Genomic DNA, 19,404 nt, shown 5'->3' on the forward strand with positions numbered 1-19,404 from the left:
GAATTATTCGCCCGGGCAGGCAGGTTCGGGTTTGAGCAGATGGTCGCCGGAGCAGCGACTCAAATAGCCGCAGTAGAACTCCCGGCCCCGCAGGGGCTTGCTGTTCGCGGGCTTGATGACCGGTACCGCATACAGGCGGTCGGCGCAGGCGATGAGCACGCTGTCGTCGGCCACGCCGTGGATTTCACCAGGGTGCACGCCTTCGGGCAGTGGGTCGCCGATGGTTCCCGGATGCACGGTCAGGCGCAGGGTCTTGCCGGGCATGCCGTCCCAGTCGAACCAGGACCCGGGCCAGGGGAAAAGGCCGCGGATGCGGTTGTGCACGTCCAGCACCGGCCGGTTCCAGTCGATGCGCCCCTCTTCCTTGGAAAGCTTCGCGGCATAGGTGGCCCGGGCGTGGTCCTGGGGGATGCGCACGAGGCGTCCCTGATCCATTTTTTCCAGGGCGTCGACCAGAAGCTTGCCGCCCATCTCGGCCAGCTCGTCGTGCAGGGACTGGGCCGTGTCCATGATGCCGATGGCGCGGCTGCGCTGCAGCAGGATGTCGCCGGTGTCGAGGCCCGCCTCCATCTGCATGATGGTGATGCCCGTCACGGGCTTTCCGTCCATGATGGCGCGCTGAATGGGGGCCGCGCCCCGGTACTCGGGCAGCAGGGAGGCGTGTACGTTGATGGCCCCGAGCTTCGGGATCTCAAGCACCGTGCGGGGCAGGATCAGGCCGTAGGCCGCCACGAGCAGAAGGTCGGGCTCAAGGGCCGCCAACTGATCCACGTCCGCCTGCTCCTTGAAGTTCAGCGGTTGGAATACGGGGAGCCGCGACTCCATGGCCAGCAGCTTGACGGGCGGGGGCGTGCAGATCTGTCCCCGGCCGCAGGGGCGGTCGGGCTGACAGTAGACTCCAACGACGTCGCAGCCGCCCCAGTCAAGGAGATGTTTCAGGGACGCGGCCGCGAAATCCGGCGTGCCCATGAACACCACTTTCAGTCTTCGTTTTTCTCTTTCAGCCATTTTTTGAGCTTTCTTTCATACAGGGTGCGTTTCAATTTGCTGATCTTGTCGATGAACAGGACGCCATCGAGGTGATCCACTTCGTGTTGCAGGCAAATGGCCATGAGGTCGTCCGCATCCATCTCCACCGGGTTGCCGTCCAGGTCAGTGGCGGAAAGGTGCAGGCGTTCGGCGCGCTTCACCGTGGTGCGGTAGCCGACGACGGACAGGCATCCTTCCTCGGATTCCACCGTGCCCTCAAGGTTGGAGAGAACGGGGTTGACGAAGACCAGCGGGTCTTCGCGCTTGTCCGGGCCGCTAAGGTCCACGGTGATGAGGCGGATGCTCTCCGCCACTTGCGGGGCCGCCAGCCCGATGCCTTTGTCATTGTACATGATTTCAAGCATCTCGGCGGCCAGGGCGCGTATTTCGTCCGTGATCTCCGTCACCGGCGCGGCCTTTTTGGCCAGCACCGGATGGGGATAGGTAATAATCGATCTCGACATGATGTTTACTCTTTGGGCTTTTCTCGCAGGCGCAGGCCCAGGTCGCGCAACTGTGTGTTTTCGACCGCCGACGGGGCCTCGGTCATGAGGCAGGTCGCCTTTTGGGTCTTGGGGAAGGCGATGACGTCGCGGATGGACTTGGCTCCGGTCAGGAGCATGATCAGACGGTCCAGGCCAAAGGCGATGCCGCCGTGGGGCGGGGCGCCGAAGACCAGGGCGTCGAGCAGAAATCCGAATTTGGCCTGGGCTTCCTCGGCATCTATCCCGAGCGCGGCAAACATCTGCTGCTGAGTCTCGGGATTGTGGATGCGGATGGAGCCGCCGCCGACCTCGGTGCCGTTGAGCACGAGATCATAGGCCCGGGCGACCGCCGACCCTGGATCGGAGGCCAGTGCGTCCATGTCCTTGGGGGCGGTGAAGGGATGATGCATGGCCACCCAGCGCTTTGCCTCGGGGTCCCATTCCAAAAGCGGGAAATCCGTGACCCACAGGGGCGCAAACGTTCCCTCGGGGATGAGCCCGAAGCGCTCGCCGAGCCTGAGGCGCAGGTTGCCGAGGGCGCTGTTGACCATGTCCGGGGCGCCCGCCTGGAAGAAGACGATGTCGCCAGGCTTGAGATTCAGGGCCTCGGTAAGTCCGGCCCGTTCGGCATCGCTCAGGAACTTGGCGATGGGGGACTGCCAGCCGTCCTCCTTGATCTTGATCCAGGCCAGGCCCTGGGCGCCGTAAATCTTGACGAATTCGGTGTAGTCGTCGATCTCCTTGCGCGAAAGCTCCGCGCCGCCGGAGACGGGCAGGGCTTTTATCAGGGCGGCCGTGGCGAAGAGCTTGAACTCGGAGCCGCGCACGATTTCGGTCACGTCGGTGAGCTTCAGGTCAAAGCGGATGTCCGGCTTGTCCACGCCGTATTCGGCCATGGCCTGCTCGTACTTCATGCGCGGGATGGGCAGGGCGAGCTCCTGGCCCAGGGACTCGCGCAGCACGCGGGCGATCATGCCCTCGGCCATGCCCATGACCTGCTCTTCGTCCACGAAGGACATCTCGATGTCGATCTGGGTGAACTCGGGCTGGCGGTCGGCGCGCAGGTCCTCGTCGCGAAAGCATTTGACGATCTGGAAATAGCGGTCCATCCCGCCGCACATCAGGAGCTGCTTGAAGAGCTGGGGCGACTGGGGCAGCGCATAGAACTGGCCCTGATTGACGCGGCTCGGCACCAGAAAGTCGCGCGCGCCCTCGGGGGTGGACTTGGTCAGGACCGGGGTCTCGATTTCAAGGAAGCCGAGCTCGTCCAGATAGCGGCGCACCGACTGGGAGACGCGGCTTCTGAGGATGAGGTTGTCGGCCATGGTCTTGCGGCGCAGGTCCAGAAAGCGGTATTTGAGGCGCAGGTTCTCAGACACGTCCACGCGGTCCTCGATGGGGAAGGGCGGGGTCTTGGCCGTGTTCAGGAGCTTGAACTCCGTGACGTAGACTTCGATGGCGCCCGTGGCCAGCTTGGAATTGACCATGTCATCGGGACGCGCACGGACCACGCCCTTGATGGCCAGCACGAATTCCGTGCGCAGCACGTGGGCGCGGGCGTGGGCCTCGGGAGCGACTTCGGGGGAGAAGACGACCTGGGTCAGGCCGTGGCGGTCGCGCAGGTCGATGAAAATCAGCCCGCCGTGGTCACGGCGATACTGCACCCAGCCCATGAGGCAGGTTTCCCGGCCCAGCTCTTCCGGTCCGAGATCCGCACAGGTGTGGGTTCTGCGCCAGCCGCCGAGGGAGTCCATCCCGAGTTCCGTGTTTCTGTCATCCATATATGTTCCTCGCTTGGGTACGATAAGCTGCAAAATGTGTGTGTAAAGCCCTAGGGCTTGCGAAAACCCAGGGCCTGCTCCAGATCATCCTGGCCGATATTCTTCTGCACGCCCGTGGCCATGTCCTTGACCACGATCTGTCCCTTTTCCATTTCATCCTGACCAAGGATGAGGCACGTCTTGACGCCGAGCTTGTTGGCCTGGCGCATCTGGGCCTTGATACTGCGCGCCTCGAAGGATACCTCTCCGGCGAAGCCCCGCTCGCGCATGCGCTGGGCCAGAAGCAGGGCCGTGTTCAGGGCGCGGGAGTCGAGCACCGCCAGATAGAAATCCGGGGCCGGGATCTGGGCCTGACCGTAGAGCAGGGCCAGGCGCTCCATGCCGCACGCGAATCCGATGCCCGGCAGGTCGGGGCCGCCGAGCTGCTTGATCAGGCCGTCGTAGCGGCCTCCGCCGGCCACGGCGGTCTGGGCGCCGATCTCTCCGGAGACGACCTCGAAGGTGGTGCGCTGGTAGTAGTCCAGACCCCGCACAAGGCGTTCGTTCAGGCGGTAGGGCAGAGCGGCGCTGTCCAGGATGTCGCGCACCTGGGCGAAATGTTCGTCGCATCCGGGGCACAGGGAGTCGGCGATGCTGGGGGCGCCTTCGACCAGCGCCTTGCAGGCCGGGACCTTGCAGTCCAGGACGCGCAGGGGGTTGGTTTCACTGCGGCGTTTGCAGTCCTCGCACAGCTTGGACTGGTCCACTCCGGCCAAAAAGTCCCGCAGGCGCTGGTGGAAGACCGGCCGGCACTCGGGGCAGCCCAGGGAGTTGAGCTCCAGGGAAAGATTTTTCAGGCCCAGCTTGCACAGGAAGGTCCAGAGCATGAGCACGACCTCGGCGTCGGCCTGGGGGGCGTCCGTGCCCAAAACCTCGACGTCGAGCTGATGGAACTGGCGCAGGCGGCCTTTTTGCGGGCGCTCGTAACGGAACATGGGGCCGCAGGCAAAAAGCTTGGTCGTGCCTTCGGATCCGCACTGGCCCGACTCGATGAAGGCGCGCAGCACTCCGGCCGTGGCTTCTGGGCGCATGGTCAGGGAGCGTCCCTTGCGGTCGGCGAAGGTGTACATTTCCTTTTGTACGACATCGGTTTCTTCGCCGATGGAGCGGGCGAAAAGCTCTGTTTTCTCCAGGATGGGCACGCGCACTTCCTGGCAACCGTATGTGGCGAAAACCTGGCGGGCCAGGTTTTCCATCAGGGTGTGGACCGTGCTCTCCGGGCAGAAGAGGTCAGAAAAGCCTTTAATTTTCTGAATTTTAGACATAGAAAATATCTGTCCTTGACGAATGGGATGGGGGATGCGCGCCTTGAGCCAGGCTCCGTTTACGGTGGGGCGGGACTTGCGGCGATGCGCATGGGAAAATTGAATTGGTTAATTGATGAACGAAGGATTGTCAAAGACGGAGGAGCAATGTTCAAGGCTGTTTCAGTGGTGGGTTTCAAGAAATCAGGCAAGACCACTCTTGTGCTCGACCTTGCCCGTGAATTGACGGCGCGGGGGCACAGGGTGGCTGCGGTCAAGTTCTCCCATCACGGGCTGGACCTCGAGGGCACGGATACGTCCCGTTTTGCGCAGGAATGCGTCAGCGTTGCAGGCATCGGCCCCAAGACCACGGCCTTGCTGTGGAATTCGGCGCGGCAACTGCAAGACATCTTGCCTTTGCTGGATGCGGACATCGTGCTGGTCGAGGGCGGCAAGTCCCTGACCTGGCTGCCCCGGATCGTGGCCCTTGGCTCCGGGGAAGACGAGTCCATGCTGGACAACGGCCTGGCCCTGGCTTCCTGGGGAACCGGAGCATTGCCCGGAGTGCGCAAGGCCGACTCCGTGGCGGACCTGGCCACGCTGGCCGACAGCCGGGCCTTTTCCCTGCCCGGGCTTGATTGCGGAGCATGCGGCAGGGAGTCCTGCCTGGCGCTGGCGCGGGAAATCGTGGCCGGCAAGGCCGACGCGGATTTCTGCGTGGCCATGCATGCCAAGCTCTGTATCCGGATCGGAGGCAAACGCCTGGCGCTGAATCCCTTTCTGGACAGGCTGGTCACGGGAACGATTCGCGGACTTTTGACCGAGCTCAAGGGCAATGTGCCTGGGCAGAAAGTTGAAATCATCCTGGAATAAACCCGCGAACAAATGGCGAGGAGAATTCATGCGCAAAGACCCGGCTGAATACGACCGGATCATGGCCATGGGCAGGTGGCTCCTGAATTTTGTGCTCATCGGCGTGGTCAGCGGCCTGGGGGCGGTACTTTTTCATTTGCTGTGCGAAGGCGGCAATTTTCTGTTCATGGACATGCTGGCCGGATACCATCCGCCCGCACCGGCCGGTGAGCGGCATCTGCTGCCCAGCACGGGGAACGAGTTCAACAGGTACATGCTCCTCGTGCTTCCGGCTCTGGGCGGCCTGGTCAGCGGCTGGCTGGTGTACACGTTCGCGCCGGAAGCCGAAGGCCACGGCACGGACGGCGCCATCGACGCCTACCACCGCAAGGCGGGGCACATTCGAGGGCGTGTGCCCATCATCAAGACCCTGGCTTCGGCCATAACCCTGACCTCCGGCGGGTCGGGGGGACGCGAAGGCCCCATCGCGCAGATCGGGGCCGGTTTCGGATCCTTCCTGGCCACGCGGCTGAAACTTTCGGACCGGGACCGGCGGATCATGTTGGCCGCGGGCATGGCCGCCGGGGTGGGCAGCATTTTCAGGGCCCCCCTGGCCGGGGCGCTGTTCGCGGCCGAGGTGCTGTATCGCGATCCTGAAATAGAGGGGGACGTGATCATCCCTGCCGGTCTGTCCTCGGTGGTGGCGTACTGCATCTTCTGCATGTTCTTCGGTTGGGGGAATCTTTTCAGGGCGCCGCATATGGAGTTCTCGAATCCCCTGGCGCTGGGGCCATATACGGTTCTGGCCGTTGTTCTGGCCGGCGTGGGCTGGCTTTACGTGACCAGCTTCCATCGCATCACCGCTTTTTTCAGATCGTTGCGCATGCCCCGGCACCTGCGCCCCGCCCTCGGGGGGCTTGCCGTCGGCGTGATCGGCTTCTGGCTGCCCCAGACCCTGGGTTTCGGATACGGTTTCGTGCAGATGGCCCTGGACGGCGACGCGTCGTTGTGGCTGCTGGGGACGGTCTGTTTCGGCAAGATCCTGACCACTTCGCTGACCATCGGCTCCGGCGGTTCCGGCGGCGTGTTCGGTCCTTCCGTGGTGATCGGCGGCGCCGCCGGTGCGCTGGTCGGAATTTTCTTCCATCATTACATGCCCTCGGTGGTTCCGCAGCCCGCGGCCTTCGTGCTGGTGGGCATGGCCGGATTTTTCACCGGAGTATCCAACACGCCCATTTCGACCATCATCTTCATCAGCGAGATGAGCAATTCCTATCAATTGCTGTTGCCGAGCCTGCTGGTCTGTTCCCTGACCTACCTTCTGTCCAAGCGCTGGACCATCTACACCTCGCAGGTGGACGGGCCTGTCGATTCTCCCGCGCATGCCGGGACGCTCTTCGTCGATGTGCTGCAGAAGCTTAAAGTCGAGGAATTGCAGGACCGCCTTACTCCGCCCTGTCTCATTCCGCATAACATGACCCTGGCCCGCTTCAAGGAACGTTTTTGCTCCACCAAGGAACATTATTTTCCCGTGGTGAACGGCGACGAGCGCATGATCGGGATCTTCTCCGTCAACGATGTGCGCGAGTTTCTTTTTGAACCGGGCCTTGACTCCCTGGTGGTCATGTCGGAATTGGGTACCAGGGACGTCATATCCACCACACTTGGCGAGGACCTCAATTCCGTTCTTTCCAAGGTGACGGTGAAGAATATTGACTCCATACCGGTGGTTCGGGATGATGACCCAGATATTGTGCTGGGCATGCTCAGCAGGAGAACCATCATCGACTTTTACAACAGGCGTCTGGCCACGCTTCGCCAGCGCAAGGAAAAGGGGTGACCATGCAGATACGGATCAAATGTTTCGCGACGCTCAGCGACCATACTCCGCAAGGCGGCAGCCTGCAGTTGCCCGAGGGCGCGACGGTGATGGACGCCATGACCCTGGTCGGGCTCAAGGAGACGGATGTGAAGCTGATCTTTGTCAACAGCAAGAGCGCGGGGCTCGATACCGTGCTGGCCGATGACGATCAGTTGGGCATATTTCCGGCGGTGGGCGGGGGATGAGCGACTCGTTCGCGCGCGGCCTTGAGCGGGTAAGCGGCCATGACGCCCAGCGTAGGGTGCGCACCGTTTCGCTGGCGGAGCTTGGCGCGTTGTGTGAACGCGAGGGCATGACTCCGGCCCAGGGAGGGCGGCAGGCTCTGGCGCATGACGTCACGCCCCTGCCGTTGCTCAAGAGCAGGCATGGCATCAGCCTGTCCGAACAGGCCGCGCTCATGGACTCGACCGTGCTGTTGGTCGGGGCCGGAGGGCTGGGCGGTTATGTGCTGGAACTGCTGGCCCGGTTTGGCGTGGGGCACATAGTCGTTGCAGACGGCGATGTTTTCGAGGAGAGCAATCTCAACAGGCAATTGCTCTCCAGCGTGGCGGATCTGGGCCGCAACAAGGCCAGGGTCGCGGCGGAGCGGGTGGCGCGCATTGCCCCCTTGGTGGAAGTGCGGGCGCTTGAGATGTTTCTGGACCGAAGCAATCTGCCCCTGGCCCTGCAAGGGGTCGGGGTGGTCGTCGATGCGCTGGGCGGGATAGAGCCGCGCATCGCCCTGCACGATGTGGCGCTTAGTCTTGGAATTCCGGTCGTGGCCGCCGCCGTGGCCGGCTGGACGGTGGTGGTGGGCAGCGAGACTGAAGCGCGCCGGGGCATCTCACGAATGTGGTCCGATCCCGGCGCTTCGGACGCGGAGCACACCCTGGGCAGCCTGGCCCCGGCGGTTTCGCTGGCAGCGGCGCTCATGGCGGCCGAGACCTCCCGCTATCTGCTCAAGGGCGAGCTTCGGTTGGCCGGGCGCATGCTGCACGTCGATCTGGCTTCCTTTTCTTTTGAAATCTATGATCTTGAATAAGATACGAGACAATGAGATGAATACAATCGTTTTGGCAACGAGCAACGCGGGAAAAATCCGTGAATTGGGGGCCATGCTGGCCGAGCAGGTGCCTGATATCCGGGTTCTTGGACTGTCCGATTTTCCCATGATCAAGGACATCCCCGAGACAGGAGTGACTTTCGAGGAAAACGCGCGCATCAAGGCCGTGGCCGTGGCCCAGGCAACGGGGCTGGTGGCCGTGGCCGACGACTCCGGCCTGGCCGTGGACGCTCTTGGCGGTGCTCCGGGTGTCTATTCCGCCCGTTACAGCGGTGAGGGCGCCACGGACGAAAAGAACGTGGTCAAGTTGCTTGACGCCCTGGCTGATGTGCCGGATGCCGAACGGGGCTGTCATTTCGCCTGCGTCATGCTGGCGGTCACCCCCGGCGGAGAGGAGTTGATCGGCCGGGGAGCCTGGCAGGGCCGGGTGACCAGAGCGCCCTCGGGCAGCGGCGGCTTCGGGTATGACCCTGTATTTTTCGACGAGACCTTGGGTGTGACGGCGGCACAAATGGAAGCGCAGGTCAAGAATGCGCGCAGTCATCGCGGCCTTGCCCTGCGGGATCTGCTGCGCGGCTGGCCTGAATTCTGGAAAAAAGCTCAGCTGGAACTGGAGAAATAAGCATGTGCGGAATCATCGGATACACGGGGCATCGTCCGGCCATTCCGGCCATTGTCGAAGGACTGCGACGCCTGGAATACAGGGGTTATGATTCGGCCGGGGTGGCTTACGAAGAGCCGCAGGGGCTGCGTGTCATCCGCGCCGAAGGCAAGCTCGGGGCCCTGGACCAGAAGATAGCGGGGCTGGACACGGCGTCTTCTGTCTGCGGCATAGGGCACACCCGCTGGGCCACCCACGGACTGCCCGTGGAGCGCAACGCCCATCCGCACATGGATGGGGACTGCCGGTTCGCCCTGGTCCATAACGGGATCATCGAGAACTACGCCGAACTCAAGGCCGAGCTCATGGCCGAGGGGAATGTCTTTCATTCCGAAACGGACACCGAGGTGCTGGTGCACATCATCGCCAAGGGCGTGGATCTGACCGGCGACGTGCGCCGCGGCATCTCCTGGGCGCTTTCCCGGATCGACGGGGCCTACGCCTTCGCCCTGCTCTCGCGCGAACATCCCGGAAAGATCTGGGCCAGCCGCAAGGCCAGCCCGCTGCTGATGGGCATCGGAACGGGCGAGAATTTCCTGGCTTCCGACATCCCAGCCTTCCTGCCGTACACCCGCGAGGTGGTTTTTCTGGACAACGGCGAGCTGGTGGAGATCGACGCGGGCTCATGGCAGGTCTTCGATTCCCTGACCCTTGAGCCCAAGGTCAAGGAAGTGAAGCACATCTCCTGGGATGTGCAGGCCGCCCAGAAGGACGGGTACAAGCATTTCATGCTCAAGGAGATCTTCGAGCAGCCCAAGGTCATCCGCGACTGCCTGACCGGACGCATTCAGAAGGGCCGGGTCGTGCTGCCCGAACTCGATGCGCTGGACATCCCCGGCCGCCTGACCATAGTGGCCTGCGGAACCTCGTATCATGCCGGGCTGTGGGCCAAGTATCTGCTTGAGTCCTGGGCCCGCATCCCCGTGCAGGTCGAGATCGCCTCGGAGTTCCGCTACCGCGACAGCGTCTTTCTGCCCGGCGACCTGGTCCTGACCATCAGCCAGTCCGGCGAAACCGCCGACACCCTGGCCGCCATCCGCATCGCTCGCGAGGCGGGCGCGCCCATCCTCGGCCTGTGCAACGTGGTCGGGTCCTCCATCGCGCGCGAGTCCGACTCGGTCGTGTACACCCAGGCCGGACCCGAGATCAGCGTGGCCTCGACCAAGGCCATGTGCAGCCAGATGGTCCTGCTGCTGCTCATGACCCTGTCCTGGGGCGTGCGCAAAGGCGTGTTGCAGGGTGACATCCTGGAGCGCTGCCTGCACGATCTGCCCCTGCTCCCCGACCAGCTGGAGGCGGAGCTGCCCACCATCCGCGAGAAGGCCAAGACCTTGAGCCAGGGTTACGCCGACGCCCGCAGCTTCTTTTTTCTGGGGCGCGGACTGAACTTTCCCCTGGCCCTCGAGGGTGCGCTGAAACTTAAAGAGATTTCCTACATTCACGCGGAAGGGTACGCCGCCGGCGAGATGAAGCATGGCCCCATAGCCCTCGTCGACCAGCATTTTCCGACCTTCGCCATGGCGCTGGGGGACGAATTGCTGCAAAAAGTAGCCTCGAATCTGCAGGAAGTGCAGGCCCGGGGCGGACGGATCATCGCCCTGGTCAACCCCGGGGCCGCGCCTGCCGTCGAGGACCCATGGGTCCTGCCCGACATGTGGGGGCCGCTGAAGAGTTTTCTGGTGCTGCCGGCAGTGCAGCTTTTCGCCTATGAAATGGCCGTCTACCTGGGCAAGGACGTGGACCAGCCCCGGAATTTGGCCAAATCCGTGACCGTGGAATAAGGATGTCTTTACGAAAACCGCTTGGAATTGTTTTTGCCCTGGTGCTGGTGCTTGGGTTTGCCTGTGTTGCCCTGGCTTCGGCCAAGAGCGAGTACACGCGCGGGGTCACCGCCTTCAATTCATTGCTGGCCAACGAAAAAAGGGCCGGGCTGCGGGCGGAGTGGGAAGCGGTCATGAAGCCGTTTTTGCGCTCTCTTGGGGCTGATCCCAAAAGCGAGTATGCGCCCCGCTCCATGTTTTTTCTCGGCAGATGCTACGAGGAACTGGCCCGCCGCTCTTTTTCCCGGACCGATCGGCTCAAGGCGCTCGAAGCCTACGACCGCATGCTCGCCGTTTACAAGAAGCATGGCTGGGCCGATGACGCCCTGTTCCGCATGGGGCTGGTCTGGCTGGAACAGTTCAAGGATTCCGCTCGGGCAGCCAGGGTTTTACAGGCCGTCATCGACGACTACCCCAAAGGCGACAAGGTCTCCGAGGCTCGCGAGCTCCTGGCGCGAATTCAGGGCGGTGAACCGGCAAGGCCCGAGGCGTCTGCCCAGGCGAAGCCCGAACAGACAACGCCCGAGCAGCCACAATCCGCAGGCACAAAACCAGCCGTGATTCCGAAGCAGGCCGCTGTTCCGGCGGCAAAGCTCAAGGACGGGCTGACCCTGCTTGGCATCCGCCACTGGTCCAGTCCGGACTATACCCGGGTGGTCATGGATATCACCCAGGATGCACACTATGAACGGGCGCTCGTCGAGAAGGCCAAAAACGGCAACAAGCAGTTGCAGATCACGCTGCAGCAGGCCGGTATCGCGGCCGACGTCATGCCCGTGCGCAGTATCGAGGACGGAATCCTTTCCAAGATTCAGGTTGCTCCGGATCCGGCCGGAGGAGCGCTCATCACCTTCGATCTGATGGCGATGGATCACTATCGGGTTTTTACCCTGCCTGAGCCGTACCGCGTGGTCATCGACATATACGGTGCTGCCGGTGGGACCACTCAAAAGTCCGGGGCCGTTGCCGCCGCTTCGGACGTGGAGGTGGACCATGTTCAGGCGGCACTGGCCGAGTTGCAGGCAAAACAGGCGCAACCCGCCTCCTCCAAGAAGGACGCCGCGGTAAAGCAGGCCGGCAAGATTCCGGCGACCAAGAGCACGGCCGCGAAGACCAAGCCCCCGGTTCAGGCGGCAGCCAAGGGGACTAGCCCCCCGGCTGCCAAGACGCCGGAGATCAAGGTCAGTTCGACGCAGAAAAAATATACCGGATCCCTGGTCGAACAGCTCGGGCTCAAGGTACGCACCATCATGATCGATGCCGGACATGGCGGCAAGGACCCTGGCGCAGTGGCCAACGGTCTTCATGAAAAAAAACTCAATTTGCGCATGGCCAAGATTCTGGGGGAGATGCTCAAGGAGCAGGGCTTCGAGGTGCATTATACGCGCACCGGGGACACATTCATCCCTCTGGAGGAGCGCACCGCCATGGCCAACGCCAAGAACGCGGACCTGTTCATTTCCATCCATTGCAACGCGCACAAGGATAAGACAGTCAACGGCCTTGAGGTCTACTACCTGAACCTGGCCACCGACGCACAGGCCGTGCGTGTCGCGGCCCGTGAAAACGGCGTGTCCGCCAAGAAGATAAGCGACATGCAGTTCATTCTCTCGGACCTCATGCTCAATTCCAAGATCAACGAGTCGCGGCAGATGGCGGCCCTTGTCGAAGAGGAGACTTTGCGGATCATGCGTTCCAAGTACGCTCTCTCCAGCCACGGCTCCAAGGGCGCGTTTTTCTACGTCCTGACCGGGGCGCGCATGCCATCCATTCTGGTGGAGCTCGGCTACCTGACCAATGCCAAGGAGGCGGGCAGACTCAACACGGACGCCTATCTCAAAAGCATGGCTCAAGGTCTGACGCGCGGGGTGCTGGCGTACAAAAAGAAACTGGAACGATTTGCCCTCAACTCATCGGGCAAATCCTGAGAAATCGTTTCTGGCGAGATTTTTGCCGCCCACGCTCCGTTTTGGGGTTGGGCGGTCTTTTTTTAACAATTCGCAGTGGAGTCACGTGTCATGGTTTTTCCCCTCGGTTCGGTGATCAACGCGCTGGCCATTTTGGCCGGCGGCACTTTGGGGCTGCTTTTGCATGGCCGTTTGCCGGAAAAAATGCGGCAGGTCGTTTTTCAGGGCCTCGGGCTTTGCGTTCTGGTCATCGGCATGCAGATGGCTCTGCAGGGAAAGAACGGGCTGCTTGTGGTTCTTAGCGTCCTTATCGGCGGGGTGATGGGCGAGGCCCTGCGGCTCGAAGACCGCTTTGCGGGCCTGGCCGGCAAGCTCAAGGGTCTGGTGCGCTCAAACAACACCCGTTTCGTGGACGGCATGGTCAACGCGTCCCTGATCTACTGCATCGGTGCCATGGCCATTCTCGGCTCTTTTGACGAGGGCATTCGAGGCGATCACTCTATCCTTTTCACCAAGGCGCTTTTGGACGGATTCGCCTCCATCGCCCTGGCTTCGACCTACGGTGCGGGGGTGCTCTTTTCCGCCTTGCCGGTCCTTGTCTACCAGGGCCTTCTGACCCTTTTCGCCGGGTCCTTTCAGTCGTATTTTTCGGATTATCTCATCGCCCAGCTCACGGCCACCGGCGGGACCCTGATTCTTGGCATAGGCATCAACCTGCTGGGGCTGACGGCCATTCGCCTATCCAGCCTGCTGCCGTCCCTGGTCGTGATCGTCATCCTCTCCATCATTTTTCCGTAAGGGGCGTCCGTTCCTTCCTGGCGGAGAAGAGTTTTGCTTTTCAAAGCCTTGCCGATATGTTTAAAAAAGAAAGGTCAGAGTCGGTTTTTTCCGCTCGGGCATGTGTGGAGTCAAACTTTCAGCGGTGGGCAGATGGCGACCTCCTCAAGAATTCTTCCAACCGACGTCAGCGGTCGCCTGGGTCGCAAGCTGCTGCTCTGGATCCTTCTCGGGAGTACCGTGTTCACCGTGCTTGGAACGGTGGTGCAGCTCACTTTCGATTACCGCAACGACAGGGAAGCCATGCTTTCACAGCTGGAACAGATCCGCACATCGCGTTTGTCCAGCCTGACCAGCGCCCTGTGGCATCTGGACGAGGTGCAGATCCTGGTTCAGCTCGAAGGGGTTCTGGAGATGCGCGACATGATGTACGCCGAGGTCATCACTCCGGAAGGGATACGGTATTTTCGTGGCGCGCAGGCCGAGGAAAAGAACCTGATCGTTCGGAAGTTTCCTCTCCAGTACAGGGTGCTGGACCGCATCGACATGATCGGCACCCTCGTCGTGGCCGCCGACAAGAGCGCCTTGTGGCGCAGACTTCTGGACAAGAGCCTGGTCATCGGCATCACCCAGGGCGTGCAGATCTTCCTGGTGGCCATCCTTGTCGTTTTCATCTTTTACATGCTGGTCACGCGTCATTTGCGTCGGATGGCTCTCTACACTTCCGGACTGACCATCGACAGGCTGCAGGAGCCGCTCTTGCTGGACAAGTCCTCGTCCCGGCCCGACGAGATCGACATCGTGGTTCGCGCCTTCAACGACATGCGCGAAAACCTGCTCCGGGATATCAAGCAAAGGGAAGACGCCGAAAAGAAGCTCAAGGAGGCGGAAGGGTACATCCGCAACATTCTTGATTCGATGCCCTCGATCCTGGTCTCTGTCGATGTGGATGGACGTATCACCCAGTGGAACCAGCAGGCGGTGCTCAAAACCGGCGTTTCGGTGGAAGCTGCCATGGGCCGTCAGGTCACGGACGTATTTCCCGGGGCTCCGGTCAGCATGGAGCAGATCAGGGCTGCAGTGAACACCAACCTTCCGGTCAAGATACCCAAGGTGCCCAGGAAAAACGAAGACGTGGTGGTCGAATATGTGGATGTCACGGTCTATCCCCTGATGACCAACGACGTGCAGGGCGCGGTCATCCGTATTGACGATGCCACGGAACGGGTGCGGCTCGAAGAGATGCTCATCCAGTCGGAGAAAATGATTTCCGTAGGAGGCCTGGCTGCGGGCATGGCCCACGAGATCAACAATCCCCTGGCCGGAATTCTGCAAAACGGGCAGGTCATCAGGAACAGGATTTCCCCCGAGTTGCCCGCGAACAGGAAGCTGGCGGAAGAACTGGGCACGGACATGGAGCTGATCAGTACCTACTTCGAACGGCGTGGCTGCCTGCGTATGATGGACTCGATCATGGATTCGGGCTTGCGCGCGGCGCGGATCGTGGAGAACATGCTCTCTTTCAGCCGCAAGAACAATTTGCGCATGGCCGAGGTCGACATTCCGGCTCTCCTGGACCGCACTCTCGAGCTTGCGGCCAATGACTACGATCTCAAAAAGCAGTACGACTTTCGAAAGATCAGGATCGAGCGCGAGTACGAGGAGAATCTGCCGCTGGTCCATTGCGAGGAAAGCAAGATCCAGCAGGTCTTTTTCAACCTGATCCGCAACGGGGCCCAAGCCATGGGTTCCCAGGACCGTCCTCCCTGTTTCATCCTGCGCGTCATGGGCGCCGGCACGGAGGTTCGGATCGAGATCGAGGACAACGGGCCGGGCATGTCCGAAGAGTTGCGCAAGAGGGTTTTCGAGCCGTTTTTCACCACCAAGCGGGTGGGGGAAGGCACCGGCCTTGGCCTCTCGGTTTCCTATTTCCTGATAGTTGAAAACCATGGCGGCAGGATCGATGTGGAATCCAGCCCCGGCAAGGGTTCCGTCTTCATCATCCATCTGCCTCTCACTCCGGTGGATAAAACCATCGGCGGAGCTTCATGATGTCGGAGAACACGATCACTCAAAGCACGGTAACGGTGCTCGTTCTGGACGACGAACCGAACATTCGGGAGAGTCTGGCCGAGTACCTGATGGACTGCGGTTTTGGCACGTTGACGGCCGAGAGCGCGGAGGACGCCCTTGAACTTCCCGAGCTTGGCGACGTCGCGGTGGCTGTGGTGGACATCCGTCTTGGAGGCATTGACGGTCTGGAGTTCATCAAGAGGCTGCACGTCCTGCATCCTTCGGTGCGCTGTCTGATCCATACAGGCTCCACGGATTTTCAGCTGGACAATGAATTGCGGACCATCGGCCTGACGGAGCGCGAGGTGCTTTTCAAGCCGGTCCTGGATATGGGCATTTTCGAGACCCTTATTCTGGAAAAGGTCGCGGAGGGCAGGTCATGAACCAAGATGGGAGGCCCGTGGTCCTGACCATCGACGACGATCAGGCGGTGCGCGAAAGTCTGGCTAATTTTCTTGAGGACTTCGGATACGGCGTGCTGCAGGCCGGGGACGGTCAGCAGGGCCTGGAAGTCTTTGCGGCCAACCGGCCCGATCTGATCCTGGTGGATCTGCGCATGCCGCGCATGGACGGATTGCAGGTTCTGGCCAAGGTGCGGGAGCTCTCCCCGCAGACGCCCATCATGGTGGTTTCCGGGGCCGGAGACATCCGCGACGTGGTCGAGGCATTGCGGCGCGGCGCCTGGGATTATCTGGTCAAGCCCATCCAGGACATGAATATCCTCCTGCATTCCGTGGAGACTTGCCTTGAGCGGGCCAGGCTGCAGCGTCAGAACCGGGAGTACCAGCAGAGTCTTGAGGAATCCCTTGAAAAATTGCACCGCACCCAGAAGGAGATGATCCAGTCGGCCAAAATGGCGGCTCTGGGCGATCTGGTGGCAGGGGTGGCCCATGAGGTGAACACGCCCATCGGGGTGAGCGTCACGGCGGCGTCCTTTCTGTCCGAACGGACGCGGCAGTTGCGGGAGCTATACGAGAAGGGGGATATGAAGCGTTCGGATCTGGAGAAGTACCTGGCCCTGGCCGAGGAATCTTCCGGATCGGTGCTTTCCAATCTGGAGCGGGCCGCTGAGCTGGTGCAGAGCTTCAAGAAGGTCGCCGCGGATCAGAGTTCCGAAGAGAAGCGCGCCTTCGAGATGAAGAATTATCTGGAACAGATTCTCCTGAGCCTGCGGCCTCAGTTCAAGCGCACCCCGCATCAGGTGCGAATGCAGTGCCCCGATGACCTGATCCTTGATTCCTACCCCGGGGCGATCATGCAGATCATGACCAACCTGATCATGAACTCGCTTATCCACGGTTTCGCGGACGGACGGCCCGGGGAGATATCCATCAATGTGGAGTCTGCTGGCGAAAAAGTTTTGCTGACCTATCGCGATACGGGCATGGGCATGGACCGTGAGCAAAAGGAGCGGATCTACGATCCGTTTTACACCACCACGCGCGGATCTGGAGGAACGGGTCTGGGCATGAACATTGTCTACAATCTGGTCACCCAGACCTTGAGAGGGTCCATCCTGCTGGAGACCAGCCCCGGGCAGGGCGTCGTATTCATGCTGACTTTGCCCAAGGATCCGGACAGAGCCGCTGCCTTGTCCGAAACCCCGTCATAGGTCGTTTGTTCCGGCTTGCTCCGCGTCCAGGGTTTGCGGCAATCCGGCCACGAAATCCCGGATTTCGTCGCGTACCCTCCGGTAGACCGCCAGGATCTCATCTTCATTCGTCATTTCCGCGCACAGGCTCGGAGGATCGTCAAAGCCCCGGTGCACACGCCTGACCTGTCCTGGAAAGAAGGGGCAGGTTTCATTTGCATGTCCGCACAACGTGACCACCACCTCGAAATTTTGGTCCGGCAGTTCGTCCAGGGTTTTGGATGAATGCCCGCTCATGTCCACTCCGGCCTCTTCCATGACGCGCACGGCATGGGGGTTCATGCCGTGGCGCTTGATGCCCGCGGAACAGGCCTCCACTTGTCCTTTCTTCAAGTGCTTGGCCCAGCCTTCGGCCATCTGGCTGCGGCATGAATTGCCTGTGCATAAAAAGAGAATTTTCACGGATAGCTCACTGGTTGGCGAATTGGTCAGGACATGGAGGAGTTATGATGTCTCAGTCACAGGATTGTGACGATTTGGTTGCAAGAAAGTCGAAATATCGCCGGTCGTCCTCAAGGCAGACGGGGTGTGTCACGATATGCGTCGTGAGGGCCTCGGCGACCGAGGATTGCAGGGATGGCTCGGAGCCTAGGAGTTGGTAGTAAACCCATTTTCCGCTGCGGCGTGCCTTGACCCAACCGGCGTTCTTCAGAAACGCCAGATGCCTTGAGACCTTGGACTGCGGCGTTTGCAGGGCTTCCGTCAGATCGCACACGCAGAGTTCGCCGTGCCGGAGCAGGCTGACGATGCGCAGTCGGGTGGGATCGGACAGGGCTTTGAGTGTTTCGGCTATTTTTTCCATGTCCGCAACATATCCGCATGGGCAAATATGTCAAGTACTCAAAATCGCTTGTGCCGCCTCCACATTCCGGGGTAATTGCAAGAACTTACGGATCCGGATGGATTCAAAAATGTCGCATGAATCAAGGAGGAGGATTTGCTCACACATTCTTGCAGGTTGCCTCAAGGCATGTTCCGGGCGCATTTCTCGCGGTCGCGGCAGCCGCTTGCGGCGAAACGCATCGCGCCGGAGGAATCCAGATCATGAGCGCGGATCTTCTGTTGCTTGTCCTCGTTGTCTTTCTGGCGCTGGGCTTTTCTTTTCTTTGCTCCGTGGCCGAGGCCGTGCTCTTGAGCATCACCCCGTCCTACATCGCGAGTCTTCGGGAAAAGAATCCGGGGCGAGCGGACGTTCTGACGCAGCTTCGCCTCGACAAGGTGGACCAGTCCCTGTCCGCGATCCTGACGCTGAACACCATCGCCCACACCGTGGGCGCCATAGTGGCCGGGGCGCAGGCGCTTGTGGTTTTCGGCAATGCGTGGATCGGCCTTTTTTCGGCGGTGATGACGCTGCTCATCCTGTTTTTGTCCGAGATCGTGCCCAAGACCATCGGCGCGATTTACTGGCAGTCGTTGACCGGAATGACGGCATATTTCGTCAGCGCGTTGATCAGGATTCTCTTTCCCCTGGTCTGGCTCTCCAACGGGCTGACCAAGCTGATCTCCCGGGGAAAAAGGGAGCATGTCTTCAGTCGCGACGAATTCATCGCCATGGCCGGCATCGGAGAGCAGTCGGGACATCTGGAGGAGCATGAGTCACGGATCATCCGCAACATTTTCCGTTTCGGTTCCGTGGCAATCACCGCCGTGATGACTCCTCGCACGGTCATGACGGCCCTTCAGCAGGACATGAGCATCGCAGACTCCCTGCCCTTTGTCACCAAGACTCCGTTTTCCAGGTTGCCTGTCTACGGCGCGGATCTGGATGACATCACCGGTCTTGTGCTCAAGGACGAGGTGCTGATCTGCATGTCCAAGGGGGGCTGTGAGGGTTCTCTGGAATCATTGAAGCGTCCGATACTGTCGGTGCCCGACAGCCTCTCTCTTTCCGATCTGCTGGAATTCTTTCTCGATAAGCGTCAGCATTTGGCCATTGTCTTGGACGAATATGGCGGAACCCGGGGGGTGGTGACGCTGGAGGATGTGGTTGAGACCCTCTTTGGGATGGAAATCGTGGATGAAATGGACAGCGTGGCCGACATGCAGGCCCTGGCCCGGCAGCAGTGGGAAAAAAGAGCTCGCTCGTTGGGCATTTTCGAACAGGAACAGGACCAGGAAATTGAGTCCGAGAAACATATCCGCCCGTGACGCAGCAAGGAGT

At 61.0% G+C, this 19,404-nt stretch carries 18 protein-coding genes; 12 read left to right on the forward strand and 6 right to left on the reverse strand.

The window, feature by feature from the left end; genetic code table 11:
* Positions 1–3: 3 nt before the first annotated feature.
* The 4 genes from fmt to hisS are packed head-to-tail and all read right to left on the reverse strand — an operon-like array spanning position 4 to position 4,599.
* Positions 4–1,008 carry a methionyl-tRNA formyltransferase gene (fmt, locus tag BMZ24_RS06515; RefSeq protein WP_092190500.1) on the reverse strand — a complete coding sequence of 335 codons (1,005 nt, stop codon included), beginning with the start codon at positions 1,006–1,008 and terminating at the stop codon, positions 4–6.
* Complete coding sequence (def, locus tag BMZ24_RS06520; RefSeq protein WP_092190502.1) at positions 981–1,493, reverse strand: peptide deformylase; 513 nt, start codon at positions 1,491–1,493, stop codon at positions 981–983. Before def ends, fmt begins: the two co-directional genes overlap by 28 nt.
* Positions 1,494–1,498: 5 nt before the next feature.
* Positions 1,499–3,295 carry an aspartate--tRNA ligase gene (gene aspS / locus BMZ24_RS06525; protein ID WP_092190504.1) on the reverse strand — a complete coding sequence of 599 codons (1,797 nt, stop codon included), beginning with the start codon at positions 3,293–3,295 and terminating at the stop codon, positions 1,499–1,501.
* A gap of 50 nt (positions 3,296–3,345) precedes the next feature.
* A complete protein-coding gene (hisS, locus tag BMZ24_RS06530) occupies positions 3,346–4,599 on the reverse strand; it encodes a histidine--tRNA ligase (protein ID WP_092190506.1) in 1,254 nt (417 codons plus the stop codon).
* A 147-nt stretch (positions 4,600–4,746) separates the two neighbouring features.
* Here hisS and BMZ24_RS06535 point away from each other — a divergent pair, with 147 nt between their 5' ends.
* The 11 genes from BMZ24_RS06535 to BMZ24_RS06585 all read left to right on the forward strand — a co-directional run bounded on the left by BMZ24_RS06535 (position 4,747) and on the right by BMZ24_RS06585 (position 17,204).
* Positions 4,747–5,451 carry a molybdopterin-guanine dinucleotide biosynthesis protein MobB gene (locus BMZ24_RS06535; protein WP_092190508.1) on the forward strand — a complete coding sequence of 235 codons (705 nt, stop codon included), beginning with the start codon at positions 4,747–4,749 and terminating at the stop codon, positions 5,449–5,451.
* Positions 5,452–5,479: 28 nt separating this feature from the next.
* Positions 5,480–7,270 (forward strand): chloride channel protein, encoded by a 1,791-nt coding sequence (locus BMZ24_RS06540; protein ID WP_092190510.1) that lies wholly within the window; start codon positions 5,480–5,482, stop codon positions 7,268–7,270.
* A 2-nt stretch (positions 7,271–7,272) separates the two neighbouring features.
* Positions 7,273–7,497, forward strand: coding sequence for a MoaD/ThiS family protein (locus tag BMZ24_RS06545; protein ID WP_092190892.1), 225 nt, complete (start codon positions 7,273–7,275; stop codon positions 7,495–7,497).
* Positions 7,494–8,333: a HesA/MoeB/ThiF family protein gene (locus tag BMZ24_RS06550; protein ID WP_143077846.1), complete on the forward strand. Its 840-nt coding sequence runs from the start codon at positions 7,494–7,496 to the stop codon at positions 8,331–8,333. The genes BMZ24_RS06545 and BMZ24_RS06550 overlap by 4 nt, the downstream gene beginning before the upstream one ends.
* Positions 8,334–8,349: 16 nt before the next feature.
* The gene (gene rdgB / locus BMZ24_RS06555) at positions 8,350–8,976 is read left to right on the forward strand and encodes an RdgB/HAM1 family non-canonical purine NTP pyrophosphatase (protein ID WP_092190512.1); all 627 of its coding nucleotides are present in this window, start codon (positions 8,350–8,352) and stop codon (positions 8,974–8,976) included.
* Between the two features lie 2 nt (positions 8,977–8,978).
* Positions 8,979–10,796, forward strand: coding sequence for a glutamine--fructose-6-phosphate transaminase (isomerizing) (gene glmS / locus BMZ24_RS06560; protein ID WP_092190514.1), 1,818 nt, complete (start codon positions 8,979–8,981; stop codon positions 10,794–10,796).
* Between the two features lie 2 nt (positions 10,797–10,798).
* Positions 10,799–12,763: an N-acetylmuramoyl-L-alanine amidase gene (locus BMZ24_RS19970; protein WP_225940250.1), complete on the forward strand. Its 1,965-nt coding sequence runs from the start codon at positions 10,799–10,801 to the stop codon at positions 12,761–12,763.
* Positions 12,764–12,853: 90 nt separating this feature from the next.
* Positions 12,854–13,540 carry a DUF554 domain-containing protein gene (locus tag BMZ24_RS06570; protein ID WP_092190516.1) on the forward strand — a complete coding sequence of 229 codons (687 nt, stop codon included), beginning with the start codon at positions 12,854–12,856 and terminating at the stop codon, positions 13,538–13,540.
* 132 nt (positions 13,541–13,672) lie between these two features.
* A complete protein-coding gene (locus BMZ24_RS06575; RefSeq protein WP_092190518.1) occupies positions 13,673–15,571 on the forward strand; it encodes an ATP-binding protein in 1,899 nt (632 codons plus the stop codon).
* Positions 15,571–15,975 carry a response regulator gene (locus BMZ24_RS06580; protein ID WP_161949063.1) on the forward strand — a complete coding sequence of 135 codons (405 nt, stop codon included), beginning with the start codon at positions 15,571–15,573 and terminating at the stop codon, positions 15,973–15,975. The genes BMZ24_RS06575 and BMZ24_RS06580 overlap by 1 nt, the downstream gene beginning before the upstream one ends.
* Complete coding sequence (locus tag BMZ24_RS06585; RefSeq protein ID WP_092190522.1) at positions 15,972–17,204, forward strand: response regulator; 1,233 nt, start codon at positions 15,972–15,974, stop codon at positions 17,202–17,204. The genes BMZ24_RS06580 and BMZ24_RS06585 overlap by 4 nt, the downstream gene beginning before the upstream one ends.
* Here the strand turns inward: BMZ24_RS06585 and BMZ24_RS06590 are convergent.
* Complete coding sequence (locus BMZ24_RS06590; protein ID WP_092190523.1) at positions 17,199–17,645, reverse strand: arsenate reductase ArsC; 447 nt, start codon at positions 17,643–17,645, stop codon at positions 17,199–17,201. The genes BMZ24_RS06585 and BMZ24_RS06590 overlap by 6 nt on opposite strands.
* A gap of 52 nt (positions 17,646–17,697) precedes the next feature.
* Complete coding sequence (locus tag BMZ24_RS06595; protein WP_092190525.1) at positions 17,698–18,045, reverse strand: ArsR/SmtB family transcription factor; 348 nt, start codon at positions 18,043–18,045, stop codon at positions 17,698–17,700.
* Positions 18,046–18,287: 242 nt separating this feature from the next.
* Between BMZ24_RS06595 and BMZ24_RS06600 the strand changes: the two genes are divergently transcribed.
* Entirely contained in the window at positions 18,288–19,391 is a 1,104-nt protein-coding gene (locus BMZ24_RS06600) for a hemolysin family protein (RefSeq protein ID WP_092190898.1), read from the forward strand.
* Positions 19,392–19,404: the final 13 nt, after the last annotated feature.

It is taken from the genome of Desulfomicrobium norvegicum (genome assembly GCF_900114595.1).
GTDB lineage: Bacteria > Desulfobacterota > Desulfovibrionia > Desulfovibrionales > Desulfomicrobiaceae > Desulfomicrobium > Desulfomicrobium macestii.